This is a genomic window from Bifidobacterium bombi DSM 19703 (genome assembly GCF_000737845.1).
GTDB classification, from domain to species: Bacteria; Actinomycetota; Actinomycetes; order Actinomycetales; family Bifidobacteriaceae; genus Bifidobacterium; species Bifidobacterium bombi.
The window spans coordinates 501,007-514,804 of record NZ_ATLK01000001.1; the positions used below are offsets into that span (position 1 = coordinate 501,007).

Here is a 13,798-nt window from a genome sequence, read left to right on the forward strand (position 1 = left end):
TGGTCTTCAGATGGCCTGTAACCCATGCTCCCGGCCGCGTCGCAGCTCATGAGGATGCGTTGGCGAATTCGACGACCGCCTCGTTTTCGTGTTGATTCACCAGCATGGAACGGGCGTTAGGTCAACACTTCGCGTTTGGTTCCTTCCCAATTCATTTTGAGCATGGATCTCGCCTCCGTGCGCCACCAATCATACGATATTCGGATACGCATTTTTACCCCTGCGTTACTTCATAAGGGGTATGATTACATCGGTAATGAAGGGACAGGCAGTTCACTCCCCGAATTAGATGATTGAGAAGCTTATCGGAGTACGATGAAACAGCAGGATATGAGAACGATCTATGAATACAACGCGGTTCTATTTGATTTGGATGGTGTGCTGACCCCGACGAGTGTGCTTCATCGTCAGGCCTGGAAGCAGCTGTTCGACGAGAAACTCCCGGTCGATGTACCAAAATACACGGCCCAGGATTATTTGGAGTACGTGGATGGCAAACCCCGCTATGAAGGAGTGGATTCACTGCTCAAGAGCCGCGGATTGAGTCTGCCATGGGGTAGCCCGGACGATGATGTCGACGCGCAGACTGTTTGCGGATATGGAAACAGGAAGAACGATGTGTTTGAGAGGCTCATGCATGAGGAGGGAATAGCACCATATCCCGATTGCGTCGACGTGCTTCGTCATCTGCGGGCGAACCATGTCAAGATGGCCGTCGTCTCAAGTTCCCGCAACGCGAAGGAAGTCCTTAAATCCGCAAGGATCTTCAACTTCTTCGATCGCATCGTAGATGGTCGCGTCGCCGAAAGCGCCCATCTTCGGGGCAAGCCTCAACCTGATACCTATCTTTACGCAGCCGAGCGCCTGGACGAACAGCCCAAGGACTGCGTCGTGGTGGAGGATGCGCTTTCAGGAGTCACCTCGGGCAGAGCGGGGAAGTTCGGACTTGTCGTAGGAGTGAACCGCGGTGCCGGGGAACATGAGCTCTTGGCTGCCGGAGCGGATGTGGTTGTGGAGCAACTGGCCGACATGATCGATTCATCCGCCTCGGAATTGAAGAGAAGGGAGAGCACCGGAGGTGGCCAGGACCCTTTAGACATGGAACGCTATCCGATTGACCCTTGGTCGTTCAGTGAGAACGGCAGGCCGAACGCACAAAGCGCCACCATGTTTTCCGTCACCAATGGCAGCATCGGTGTACGAGGTTCAGGACAGACGTCACGCGACCTCGGCCTCGGCACTTTCCTGAGCGGTTTCCATGAGACCTTTTTCATCAGACATGCGGAAGAGGCTTACGGCTATGCCCGTATCGGACAGGTCATTCAGAGCGTCCCCGATTGCTGTGATTTCCACTTTGTCGTCGATGGAAAGGAACTCACTGAATGTTCCTCGTTCAAGCAGGGCTTGGATTTCAAGACGGGCGTATCGTGGACGGAGCAAAGATTCGCAGTAGGCCAGGGGTTGTCGTTGGAAGTCAGAATTGAACGGGTTGCCTGCCTGTTCAGAAAGGATTTGGTGCTGTGCCGGTTGGGTCTGACGGTACATGGCGGTGACTTGAGGATCCAGGTAGAAGCTGCGGCCAATGAAAACAAGCCGAAATTGACAGCGACTGACGATCCACGTAAAGGCGAGCATGTGTCCAGTGGCGGCCTTGAAACGATAGAGCTCAAGGAAGCTACTGATAATGACATCCAATCCGGTTATACGCGAAAGGCCTTCCGCTGCCGCAATTCCCGTATGACGATGGCCTTGGTGTATGCACAAAGCCGAGGCGAAGAAAAGCTGCCGGAATCGGTTTTCTTCATGCTACATGATGGTGAGACGCAAAGTCTGATGCGCTATGCATCATATAACACCTATCCTGTGGTGCCCAGAGCCATGAACCGTGGCTTGGTCTCGGCCCGCCCGAGCGAGCAGGATGCCTCGATTCTTCTCGAACGCTGTGAATCCACGCTGCGGTGGGCCATGACGACAGGAGAGGAGAGGCTGTTCTCGATGCAGCAGGATTGGCTCAGTGAGTTCTGGCGGCAATCGGACGTCACCATTGAAGCCGAAAATGCAGATCGCATCCAGCAATTGGTGCATTGGGAATTGTTCAATCTGGCTCAGTCGACGGATTTCGTAGACAACGGCATCGGTGCGAAGGGCCTGAGTGGGTCGGGTTATTCAGGGCATTACTTCTGGGATACCGAGATATTCATTCTGCCTTTTCTCACCTACAACAGGCCCGAGGCGGCCCGGTCGGCCTTACATTTCCGATACACCATGCTTCCTGCAGCGAGGAGGCGAGCAGACGCTTTGGGCTTGGAAGGGGCACTGTTCCCGTGGAGAACCATCAATGGAAGAGAGGCATCGGCGTTTTTTGAGGCCGGCTCTGCCCAATACCACATTGACGCGGACATCTCCTATGCAGTCGCCCAATATGTCAACATCACACACGACACGGTGTTCCTGAGAGAAGAGGGCATCGACATTCTTGTGGAGACGGCGAGGATGTGGAATTCCATAGGCAATGTGTCCCTGGATGGAAGATTCCATATCAATTGTGTGACCGGTCCGGATGAATACAGCGCGTTGGTCAATGACGATTATTATACGAACAGTATGGCAAGGTTCAACATGCGGGCCGCATGCATCGCCTTGGACTGGCTTAGTGACAATGATCACGAGGGATACGCCTCGGCCTGCGATCGTTTGGAGATCACAGCCGACGAACACGAAAGCTGGCTGAAAAATTCCGATTCCATGGAACTCCTACATGATGACGATCTCGGCGTTGACATGCAATACGCAGACTTTACGCAGAGAATGAGCTGGGATTTCAAGCACCGTAACAAGCGGCCATTGCTGATGCATTACCATCCTCTTGACATCTACCGGCACAACGTCATCAAACAATCCGACTTGGTGCTGGCTCTTTACTTGCTTTCAGACGAATTCGACGCGTCCAGCAAGAAGGCGGATTTTGAATACTATGACCCACTGACCATCGGTGACTCGACGTTATCCGCCTCCGCTCAGGCAATCATTGCGTCCGAGATTGGTCGGTCCGATCTGGCGATGCGCTATTTCCGAGAGGCGTTGTTCACCGATGTGGCCAATCTGCATGGCAACACTTCCGACGGCATTCATCTGGCCTGCGCCGGAGGTGTTTGGGCGATTCTCGTAGCCGGTTTTGGAGGTTTCCGTGATTCGGGTGGGCGACATCTTTCAATCGACCCCAAATTGCCCGAGGAATGGAAATCGCTTTCCTATAACGTAAGAATCGGAGGGACGCCGCTTGCGGTCACGGTCACGCATAACGGCGTTGACATCAAAGGACTTGTTGGTGATGGAATAGCCATAGACATCCAAGGCAAGACGGTGCGCTCATAAGATTCGGAAGTCATCTTGAGGGCATGGGAGGGGTCGCGATGAAAGCTGGCCGTTTAGCGGCTTAGCTTGGCGAGTTTGATCGCGGGTTCGGCCGCTGCAGGGCTTGCGTTTCGTAACGTTCGTGCGCGCATGTCGCGCTTGGTCCGTCCGGGTTGGAGTCGGCGGCCGAGGTTGTTGATGGTGTTTGGGTTCCATACCGGGTTCTGATTTCCCGTCTTTATAACCTCTCAGGGGCCGCCGACGTATACCCTGTGTCACGATTCCCCCCGGTTCGCGGGTTCTTATGTGGCTCAGAAATGCTCAGAGGTTCCCACGGTCCGATATCTTTCGGCGTCAGGTTTGAAAAGTTCCGTGCCTGCCATATCATTGTTGTTGCAGTCGACCCCAGTGGCGGCGAGCATTTAGCATATCAGTTGATCATGGCGAAGAGCGCTGCGCTCGAAGCCGTTGCCTTGCCGGGTGATGGCGAGCCATGGACGGGCTTGGCAAGAAGGAATATGGCATCAACTCAAGGTGCGCACGATTTTGACGGCGCAACCACGAATCGGGGCGTTTCGAATCGCAAACGAGGCAACGAAAGCCTGACGGAGGGGCATGTCCCTGCCAGCATGGATCCGGCCTTGCAGGCCAGAGCCCGGCACGAGCTGCCAACTTACGACGTCTGGAAGTCAAATCACAAAAGCAAGTTGTGGGTACTGGCCATCATGACGATGGTGGTCGCCATGGTCGTTTTGGCATTCGTTCGTCCGCCGGCACGCGGGGGTGACGGCCGACCAGCCGGTTTTCAGACGCAGTCCGCGCAGCGCGTTTCGATAGGCTTGAAACTCGCCCCCGCGAACCTTGACATTCGTAACCAGTCGGGTTCCTCGTTGGATCAGGTTTTGATCGGGAACGTGTACGAAGGAATCGTCGCCAGGGACTCAAACAACAAGGTGGTTCCCGCTTTGGCGAAAAGCTGGGTCGTCAGCAATGACGCCCTTCGCTACACCTTTACGATGAACACGGGGATGACGTTCTCCAACGGCGACAGGCTGAATGCCGAAGACGCCGCATGGTCCGTCAATGAGCTCGTAAAGCGAGGTTATCATGATGCGCAGCTGTTGAAGCATTTCGAATCTGCAAAAGCGCTGGATAACAGTACCTTGCAGATCGTTCTTACGGCACCGTATTCCGACCTACTCTGGGTGCTTACCGGACGTCCCGGTCTTGTGTTCGACAGACATGCCCGATACGACATGAAGACCCAGGCGATAGGTTCAGGCCCATACACCGTGGAGAGGTTCGTGCCCAACAGTTCGTTGACGCTCGTGGCCAATTCACGATACCGTGGTCCTTATCGAGCCAAGACCGCATCGATTGTTCTGCACTATTATAACGACGACAACGCCGCCATCAACGCGCTGAAATCCGGCGACATACAGGTTCTGGCACCAATCACGCAAAGCCTGTCAGGGCCTTTTGACAGAGACAGCACCAATTATGACGTCAAGGTGGGGGAGGGAACCGATAAGTTCGTGCTCGCCATGAACTGCAAGGGATCCAAGACCTCCGACGTACGAATTAGGGAAGCCATTCGGATGGCCATCGACCACAAGGCAATCGTTGCCTCCAGAGGTGGGGTCGACAGACTCATGGGTGGACCGATCGCACCGCTGGACCCAGGGTACGAGGACCTTGGCGCGCGAGTCTCACACACCGATGTCCGTCGGGCCGCGAAACTCCTCAAGGAGGCAGGCTATGATCGGCAGAACCCTCTTGCCCTGCGTCTGGAATACGCCAATATCTACGGAACCGAACTCGGTGACCAGCTTCGTAGCCAGCTCAGGGAGATCGGCATCAATCTACAGGTACATGTCGTGGAATTCTCGACCTGGATGCAGGATGTCTATACCAACAAGAATTATGACCTTTCCTTGGTTGATCACAATGAAAGCCATGACTTCTCCCAATGGGCGGATCGCGGCTACTACTATAACTATGACAATCCCGAGGTTCGGAACCTGTATGACCAGGCGATGTCCGCCACCACCGAAGCGCGCAAAAGTGAATTGCTGCAGCGGGCGGCGCGAGTTGTGTCATCGGATTCGCCGGCAGACTGGCTTTTCAACTATCGGATCACGACGGTCATGCGAAGCGGTGTGAGCGGATTCCCGATAAACATGAATCAGGCCCTGATGCCGTTGTGGAATGTGACGTTCACTCATGAATGATGTACAAGGCGCGAGGGTACATGAAAACGCGAACGTCGAGCGAAAGTCCGCGTTCATGAGACGCAGAGGAGGTGCGATGCGGTTTGTTCTGCAACGGCTTGCGCTGTTCGTGGTGACACTTTTAGGCGTTTCGGTACTTGTCTTCGCCGCGCTGAGGGTCCTTCCGGGCGACATGGCTCAGCTCATGGCGGGAATGAATTCCACGCCTGGTAGGGTGGCGTCCATACGAAAGAGCATGGGACTCGATAGGCCAGTGTTCGAGCAATATACGGGCTGGCTGTGGGGACTGATGCATGGCGATTTCGGTATGTCGATGCTGACTGGACGCGCCATCGCTGCAACGGTGAAAACACGCGCGTCGGTGACGTTCCCCCTCATTGCTCTGGGTCTGCTCGCGGCTATGGTGATCGGCTTGGTCTTCGGCTATGAAGCCACGATGTCGCACCGGCCTGCCGTCCGCGTGATGTTTCACTTGCTCGCTCTTGTAGGAGGAGCGATACCAGCTCTTTGGGGCGGTTTGCTTCTGATCCTCCTGTTCTCCAAAGGCATGGGAATCATCGGGCTTTTCCCCTCCCAAGGTTTTCCGGCATCTGGGTGGAGGCAACCAGTACAGGCGTTGTCGTCCTTGGCTTTGCCGGCCCTGACCGTGGGAATAATCGATGGGGCTACATTGATGAGATACACGCGTTCCGCCCTTACTGAACTGCTTTCCTCAGATGTCATCGCCATGACGATGGCGAGCGGTTACACCCGCCGTCAAGCCATGGTTCGTGTGGGTTTCCGTCTGGCGCTTCCGCAGCTGGTCTCCGTCACTGGACTACTATTCGCCAGCATGGTCACCGGCGTGATGGTCATCGAAAACCTTTTTGCCCTACCGGGCATCGGTTACGGTTTGGTCACCGATCTGGGCAACAGGGATCTTATCGCGGTGCAGAGTGAACTGTTCATGTTGGCGGCGTTTTTCCTATTCGTCGGTTTCATCGTGGATGTCATACACAGGTTGCTTGACCCGCGCATGAGGCATCCGGAACAGGAGGGTTAGATGCGTAAAACCCGAATCGTTGCACGATCGGTATGGAAGACCGCAGAAGGGCGTTTCTCGGTCGTGGTCTTGGGTATCTGGATCGCAGTTTCACTGCTCTCCCTGGTTTGGACGCCATGTTCGCTGTGGAGCACCGACGGTTATGACACCTGGGCAAGTCCCTCGACCCGTCACTGGCTCGGCACCGACGGCACGGGAGCTGATGTCTTCAGCTGGCTGATGGCCGGATCGCGCACGGATTTGGTCATCGCCGTGCTGGCGACCATGTTCTCGGCCGCTTTGGGATTTCTGCTCATAGGGATGACGGCATCGCGTTCCAATGTGTTCTCCAATATGTCCGTGGTGCTGATCGACGCATTGATATCCATCCCGACGATACTCATCGCGCTCGTCCTCGCCGTTCCCCTGGGTGCATCGGTCGCGGTCGTCGTCATTGCCTGCGGTATTGGGCATGGGCTCAACCTGGCCCGTGTGTGCCGCCCCCAGGCCCTGCTCGCGGCGCGCTCCGGGCACGCAAAATCTGCCTTGTCCGCCGGAGCCGGTGGACGCTATGTCCTCCTACACCATGTACTGCCCAATATATTACCTACGCTAATCGTTCAGCTTTCCCTTTCGGCAGGGACCGCAGTCCTTGCCGAAAGCGGTCTGACGTATTTGGGTGTCGGTGTGCCGTCGGGCGTCCCGAGTTGGGGACATTCCCTGGCCACCTCCGTCAAATTCGTCGACGTCTTTCCAATCACCGTCATCTGGCCCGGCTTGCTGGTCACCGTCGTCGTGGTGGCGCTCAACATGTTCGGCGATTGTCTGAGGAACGCCGTCGATCCGGTATCAAACGCCATGCTGCGCAAAAACGGTGCCGTCGGAGCTTCGGAAGAAGGGAAGTCGAGATGAGCTTGAAGATACGCGATCTGGGTATTACCATAGCCGGTTCGACCGTCGTCCGCGACATCGACCTCGACGTTCCCGACGCCGGGCGCATCGGACTGGTGGGTGCCTCGGGATCCGGCAAATCAATGATATGCAAGGCCATCCTAGGCTTATTGCCCTTGGATACCCAGGTAAGGACCAGCGGCTCGATAACCATGGACGGGATCGAGATTCTGGGCGCCAGTGACAGGATGTTGTCCAACTTTCGCGGAAGCGCCATCGGAACCGTTTTTCAGAACCCGGCGTCCAGTCTGAACCCCATGATGAAGGCCTTTGATCAGATTGTATTGCCGTTGAAACTGCACTATGACCTGAGAAGGGAGGAGCGACGGGAGCGCGTGATGGCCATGCTGGACAAGGTCGGTCTTGATGAACGACACGCCCAAGCATATCCTTGCGAACTATCAGGTGGGCAACAGCAGAGGGTCGCCATTGCAGCTGCTCTCGTGACGTCTCCACGCCTCATCATCGCTGACGAACCTACGACCGCTTTGGATTCATTGACCCAACGGCAGATCATCGACCTCCTGATGTCCTTGGTGGACCAGACGGGTTCTTCCATGCTGTTCATCACCCATGATTTTTCGGTTCTGCGGCGTGCGTCACAGTATTGCTATGTCATCGACAGAGGGGCCATAGTCGAAGCAGGTCGGACGGAGGTTGTGCTGGAACACCCTTCTGCGCGACCGACCAGGATGCTGGTGCAGGCTGCCGATGATTTGACGCTGCACTCGGGTATCACCAAAGGAGACGTGCAATGAGGACATCGGAAACATCTGACATGGATTCATTCGCCGGCGTCCGAGAACAACCCATTGGTTCAGATGCTGTGCCATTGTCGAGTGTCCGGCATGCCGTGCGTCGGTTTCGCAGTGCGCAACGTTCGGTCACGGCGCTGAACGATGTCAGCATCGATGTATTCGAAGGTGAATGCGTGGCTCTCATCGGTGGTTCCGGTTCGGGCAAATCGACGCTTGGCGGCATCATGCTTGGCTTGGACCACGTTGAGGAAGGCTCTGTTGAATACCGATCCATGCCGGTATGCGGCATACGCAGCGCAGGTTATCAGGCGCTACGGAAGGAGTCGGGGTTGGTGTTGCAAAACCCATTCGATTCATTGAATCCCAGATGGATGGTCGAACGGATAGTCAGAGAGCCGTTGGATATACAAGACAGGAGCCTGAGCCGAGACGAAAGGACAAGCCGGGTATGTGACGCCATCCGCAGCGTCGGTCTGGATCCCGCCGAGTTTGTCGATCGTTATCCAATGGACCTCTCAGGCGGTCAGGCGCAAAGAATCGCCATAGCGAGGGCCATCGTCAACATTCCGACGCTTCTGGTGGCCGATGAACCCATGAGCGCCATCGACGTGAACGCTAGAGTGACGATACTTGACACCTTCGCCTCTATACGCCGACGTCATCCGTCGATGGCAATGCTCTTCATATCGCATGATCTCGGCGTAGTCCAGCATATCGCTGATCGCATAGTCGTCCTGCATGACGGAGAGGTATGTGAATCCGGTGATGCACAACGTATCCTGAACCATCCGGGCTCCTCATATACAAAAGCCTTGATTGCTGCGGCGTCATGGCAAAAGTCGTGATTCGCGGTCTTGGTTTTCATCATTGCGCACGCGTTTGATGCCTTCGTGGCCTGGTCAGGGTATCATTGAGATATGGCTGATTTTGACGAGATTCTTTCCACACAATCCGATTTCGACGCGGGGGACAGGGAATGGCTACATCTTCTGGTAGCCGATTGGCAGGTGGTCGCAGATCTGTGCTTTTCGGACCTGCTGCTGATTCTCAGACGCGACGATGGCAAATTCATCGTGGCGGAACAATGCAGGCCTTCCACGATGATGACCCTCAGGTCGGAAGACGTGGTCGGTCAGGAAGTCCCCTTAGAAAAGGCTTCTGAGGTCGAACGCGCGTTCCGCGCCAACGGTGTGACGACTTCCCAGGTTCTGGAGAAGATGGGAAACAACACGGTCTGCAATGTTTTTGCACCGGTCCGCTGCGGATCCAAGACGTTGGGGCTCGTGGTGCGCGAGACGAATATGTCAACCAGGGAGTCGAATGGTCGATATGAGAACGAGAGCATCAACGCCGGTAAGAAACTGTACGATATGATTGCGCGCGGGCAATTCCCATATCACGACGCGCTGATGAGCCAGCGCCATAATGCAAGGGTTTCGGACGGGTTCGTCGTGCTTTCAACCGAAGGTGTTATCGACTATGCATCACCCAATGCAATCAGCTGCTTCCGTAGGCTTGGGGCTTTGACCGACATGGAGAGACATTTTCTGAGCGAGGTCGGGACCAAGCTGATTCATCGCGGCGATCCCGTTCCTGACGAGCTTCCCGATGTGCTGAGCGGGAAGATGGCCGCTGATTGCGAATTGGATGCCAACAATTCCATGGTGTCCATGCGATCGCTGCCTCTTTATGACGATGAGCAGCGAATCGGTGCCATCGTGCTTTGCCGGGATGTCACCGAGCTGAGACGCCGTGAACAGGAGCTCCAGACCAAGGATGCCACCATCTCGGAGATCCACCATCGGGTCAAGAACAATCTGCAGACCGTTTCGGCGCTGTTGCGCCTACAGGCACGAAAAACCAAACTTCCCGAAGTCAAGGTGGAGCTCAAGGAGGCCGAGCGGCGCGTACAGACCATCGCACGTGTCCACGAGGGACTAAGCAAGACCGTCGACGAGATAGTCGACTTTGACGATGTCATTTCAGGGTTGCTGAAGATGAGCGTCGATGTCGCGACGCTGAACGACCAGCACATCAACATCCATTACATCGGTAAATTCGGCATGATGCCCGCCCAGGATGCAACCCCGCTTTCACTGGTGCTCACGGAGCTGATCACCAATGCCGTCGAACATGGTTTCGAGTCCAGAAAGGATGGCAACATCACCATTTCCGTGGGTCGCAGCGGCAAGCATCTCAACGTGGTCGTCGAGGACGACGGCTCCGGCATTGACACGGAAGAGCAGGGAGGGCAGGCTCGTTCCTCGGGTTCGGGACTGGGAACGCAGATTATCAATACCTTCGTGACGAACGATTTCGGCGGAACAGTCCGTTGGGAGCCAAGCAGGGAAGGCGGCACACGCGTGATTCTCGATATGAAGCTGCGTGCCGCTCAGGATTGATCGTCATTCCAGAGCGTTCTTGGTATGGAGCGGTAATGTTCAGATAATGAAGCGATCTCGCGCATATCATGAAGAGGGGCGAACACCATGGGGACACGCCGGTGCTCGGTGTCCGATTCTCCTTACATGGACGAGATCGGGCGAACATCCTCATGTTTTGGTATGTCATTCTGGCATAATTGAACGGCTCGTATTCTCTGGAAACGGAGCCGTGGCGTTTGGAGGGAGAGGTAATGATCGATGAAGTCGTGCTGCTACGGCACGGAAGGACCAAATACAATCTGGTGCACAGAATCCAGGGGCAGGTTGATGTTCCGTTGGACATCGTCGGTCAGTGGCAGGCCGATCAAAGCGGTATGGAGCTAGCCAAGAAATACTATTGGGCCAAGACCTCCTATATCGCGCGTCATCCAGAGAGTCTGTTCCAACCAGGGCCGGATGCCGCCGAACAAAGCGACGCCGGCGAATATGTCAAGGCGCCGGCAAGTCGGCGTGCGTTGAAAGTGGTATCTAGCGATTTAAGCCGTGCTGTGCAGACGGCTCATGCGTTCGCTGATGTTTTGGGTTTGCCTGTGGAACTCGATTCGCACGTCAGGGAACGTGATTTCGGACGTTGGGAAGGCCTTACCGGTTCACAGATTCGGCAATTGGACCCGGAAGCATACGCTTCCTGGCGAGCATTCCAAGGCGGAGAACGCAAATATGGCGTTGAAAGCCGCACTGCTTTGGGGGAGCGCGGCGTGCAGGCGCTAGTCCGATTGGTCGAGCGCGATGAGGCCAATCCTGTTCTTTCCACATTGGTCGTGGTTACTCATGGATCGTTCATCGCGGCGACCATTGAAACACTCCTGGGGTTGGATCCGGAGCGCGATGTCCTCGGTGCGATCCAAAACGCGCATTGGTCGACGCTTAGCGTCAAGCCCATTGACGAAGGAAACCGGCAATGGAGTCTGGAGGCGTTCAATGAAGGTCCCGAGGTTGCGGAGTCGGTCGATTGGATGGATGGTCCGGATGAATTGCGCAATCCGGACATGCCGCTGATGAAGCCCTATGGCCAGATGTGAGAAGTCATACCCGTTGATGCCGTTCGCGAAACTCATGGCCGTATGTTGCAGTCGGGGTTTAAGGTGATTTGTTGGTTGGCGGATGGTCATTGGACTGAGTTCGAAAAGTGGGTGAAATAGGAATGCTGCGGATCTTCAACACCATAGACGGCAAGGTAGAGGAAAGAAGGAAGCCCGAGGACGGTTCCTGGCTTTGTCTGAGCGACCCAACCGACGTTGAACTGACCACTGTGAGTCAGGAGACGGGCGTTCTTCTTTCGGACCTGCGTGCCCCGCTTGATGATGAGGAACGTTCCCGAGTGGACATCGAGGACGATTACACGATGGTCATCGTTGACATTCCGACCGTTGAAGAACGCGAAGGACGCGACCATTACGAAACCATACCTCTGTCGATCATCGTCTGTGGCGGGCTCATCATCACGGTATGCATGCAGGACACGCCGGTTCTGCATCCATTCATGGAGGGGACGATACGGGGTTTCAACACGTATATGCGATATAGGTTCATTCTCCAAATCCTGTACCGCAACGCCACCATGTATCTGCGCTACCTGCGCATCATCGACAGGAAATCAGATAATCTAGAACTCAAGCTTCGCCATTCCATGCAAAACAGGGAGATTCTCCAGCTTCTCGAGCTGAGCAAAACCTTGTTGTATTTCACCACGAGTCTGAAATCGAACGAGATAGTGATGGAAAAGCTCAATACGTTGGGCAAAGGCAATGGTATACGTCATCTGAAGCGATATGAGGAGGACGACGACCTGCTACAGAACGTGATTATCGAGAACACACAGGCCATAGAGATGGCGAACATATACAGCGGGGTTTTGGCCAATATGACCGATGCTTCGGCATCCATCGTCTCAAACAACCTCAACAATGTGATGAGGATATTCACCATCGTGTCCATCATCCTTTCCGTGCCGACGCTCATTTTTTCGATGTACGGCATGAATTTCCAAAAGGGGATGATAGGCATGCCTTTTTCGAATTCCCCTTATGGCTTCATCATCGTGGTCGTCATCTCGGTAGTGTTGTGCGTTCTCGTCACATGGTGGCTGTTGCGTTCCAAACTTTTCAAGTGATCGTCGCTCGCTTCGGCATATCTCATGCACACATGGAGGAACATGCTTAGCCAATTGAAAAGAACCGCCGTGGTCGCTCTGACGGTGGTGATGTCGTTGTCAATGGGCGCGTGCGGGCCGAATGACAACCAGTCGCAGATATCCGGCGGCCCGACTATAGCTGTCGGACTCTCGCTGGACATCCCAGGCATCGGACTGGAACATGAAGGCAGGTATTCGGGGTTTGATGTGGAGATTGCCAAATACGTAGCCCATAAATTGGGGTATTCCGACAAGCAAATTGTTTTTAAGAACATCGAGCCCAGTGTCAGGGTCGATGCCCTCAACCATAACGTCGTCGACATTCTCGTTTCTCCCTTACAGCAAAACATCGCCAAGGTGCACGAAACGTCGGCCGCTGCAAGCAATGATTTCGAATTCGCCGGTCCGGCCCTGACAACCCGACAGGGTTTTCTCGCATTTGCCGATGCCATCGATTCGTTCAAAGACGGGTCGCTTTTGTCGGGGAAACGCGTATGCACGGTCTCGGGTTTGGGCGACGAGGCGGCAATCACGTCCATGTCACCAGGGGTCGGCATCATTGAATTCTCAAATTATGGGCAGTGTCTGACGGCTTTGATGTCGAGCGAAGTCGATGCCATGAGCGCGGACGTGGCGGCGCTCAAAGGGTTCTCTTCGCAGGTGCCTGACGAGCGGTTGTCCGTGTCGGAGCTCGATGGCTCGGGCATCGAGCATGGCATATGGACACGGGCCGGCACGACACGACTTAAGGAGAAGATCAGGGGCATCCTTTCCGACATGGTCAGTGAAGGTGCTTGGAACGACGCTGTTTCGCATATGGAGAAAAGCACGGGATTCCGTCCTGAGGGGAAGCCCAACCTCACAACCCGTCAATGATGCCGTTCGCCACGATGGAAGGCGCGTGT

General features: G+C 55.2%; 10 protein-coding genes. All 10 read left to right on the forward strand.

Going from position 1 to position 13,798, the window contains the following annotated elements:
• Positions 1–315 precede the first annotated feature (315 nt).
• Entirely contained in the window at positions 316–3,375 is a 3,060-nt protein-coding gene (locus tag BBOMB_RS01915) for a beta-phosphoglucomutase family hydrolase (protein WP_052377340.1), read from the forward strand.
• 497 nt (positions 3,376–3,872) lie between these two features.
• On the forward strand, positions 3,873–5,585 hold the full coding sequence (locus BBOMB_RS01920; RefSeq protein WP_044086900.1) for an ABC transporter substrate-binding protein: 1,713 nt from the start codon (positions 3,873–3,875) through the stop codon (positions 5,583–5,585).
• Positions 5,586–5,661: 76 nt separating this feature from the next.
• The gene (locus BBOMB_RS01925; protein ID WP_044086901.1) at positions 5,662–6,627 is read left to right on the forward strand and encodes an ABC transporter permease; all 966 of its coding nucleotides are present in this window, start codon (positions 5,662–5,664) and stop codon (positions 6,625–6,627) included.
• Positions 6,628–7,518, forward strand: coding sequence for an ABC transporter permease (locus BBOMB_RS01930; RefSeq protein WP_044086599.1), 891 nt, complete (start codon positions 6,628–6,630; stop codon positions 7,516–7,518).
• Positions 7,515–8,315, forward strand: coding sequence for an ATP-binding cassette domain-containing protein (locus tag BBOMB_RS01935; RefSeq protein WP_044086600.1), 801 nt, complete (start codon positions 7,515–7,517; stop codon positions 8,313–8,315). Before BBOMB_RS01930 ends, BBOMB_RS01935 begins: the two co-directional genes overlap by 4 nt.
• 53 nt (positions 8,316–8,368) lie before the next feature.
• Positions 8,369–9,160, forward strand: a complete 792-nt coding sequence (locus tag BBOMB_RS01940; protein ID WP_044086903.1) for an ABC transporter ATP-binding protein — start codon at positions 8,369–8,371, stop codon at positions 9,158–9,160.
• Between the two features lie 72 nt (positions 9,161–9,232).
• Positions 9,233–10,717 carry a sensor histidine kinase gene (locus BBOMB_RS01945; RefSeq protein ID WP_044086602.1) on the forward strand — a complete coding sequence of 495 codons (1,485 nt, stop codon included), beginning with the start codon at positions 9,233–9,235 and terminating at the stop codon, positions 10,715–10,717.
• 233 nt (positions 10,718–10,950) lie between these two features.
• A complete protein-coding gene (locus BBOMB_RS01950) occupies positions 10,951–11,781 on the forward strand; it encodes a histidine phosphatase family protein (RefSeq protein WP_044086603.1) in 831 nt (276 codons plus the stop codon).
• A 122-nt stretch (positions 11,782–11,903) separates the two neighbouring features.
• A complete protein-coding gene (locus tag BBOMB_RS01955; RefSeq protein ID WP_044086605.1) occupies positions 11,904–12,872 on the forward strand; it encodes a magnesium transporter CorA family protein in 969 nt (322 codons plus the stop codon).
• A 42-nt stretch (positions 12,873–12,914) separates the two neighbouring features.
• Positions 12,915–13,769, forward strand: a complete 855-nt coding sequence (locus BBOMB_RS01960; protein WP_044086606.1) for a transporter substrate-binding domain-containing protein — start codon at positions 12,915–12,917, stop codon at positions 13,767–13,769.
• The last annotated feature ends 29 nt before the right edge of the window (positions 13,770–13,798 follow it).

Excerpts from the sequence above, each read along its gene's own strand:
- BBOMB_RS01915 (WP_052377340.1), top strand. The coding sequence starts at position 316 with ATGAAACAGCAGGATATGAGAACGATCTATGAATACAACGCGGTTCTA.
- BBOMB_RS01920 (WP_044086900.1), top strand. The coding sequence starts at position 3,873 with ATGGCATCAACTCAAGGTGCGCACGATTTTGACGGCGCAACCACGAAT.
- BBOMB_RS01925 (WP_044086901.1), top strand. The coding sequence starts at position 5,662 with ATGCGGTTTGTTCTGCAACGGCTTGCGCTGTTCGTGGTGACACTTTTA.
- BBOMB_RS01930 (WP_044086599.1), top strand. The coding sequence starts at position 6,628 with ATGCGTAAAACCCGAATCGTTGCACGATCGGTATGGAAGACCGCAGAA.
- BBOMB_RS01935 (WP_044086600.1), top strand. The coding sequence starts at position 7,515 with ATGAGCTTGAAGATACGCGATCTGGGTATTACCATAGCCGGTTCGACC.
- BBOMB_RS01945 (WP_044086602.1), top strand. The coding sequence starts at position 9,233 with ATGGCTGATTTTGACGAGATTCTTTCCACACAATCCGATTTCGACGCG.
- BBOMB_RS01950 (WP_044086603.1), top strand. The coding sequence starts at position 10,951 with ATGATCGATGAAGTCGTGCTGCTACGGCACGGAAGGACCAAATACAAT.
- BBOMB_RS01955 (WP_044086605.1), top strand. The coding sequence starts at position 11,904 with ATGCTGCGGATCTTCAACACCATAGACGGCAAGGTAGAGGAAAGAAGG.
- BBOMB_RS01960 (WP_044086606.1), top strand. The coding sequence starts at position 12,915 with ATGCTTAGCCAATTGAAAAGAACCGCCGTGGTCGCTCTGACGGTGGTG.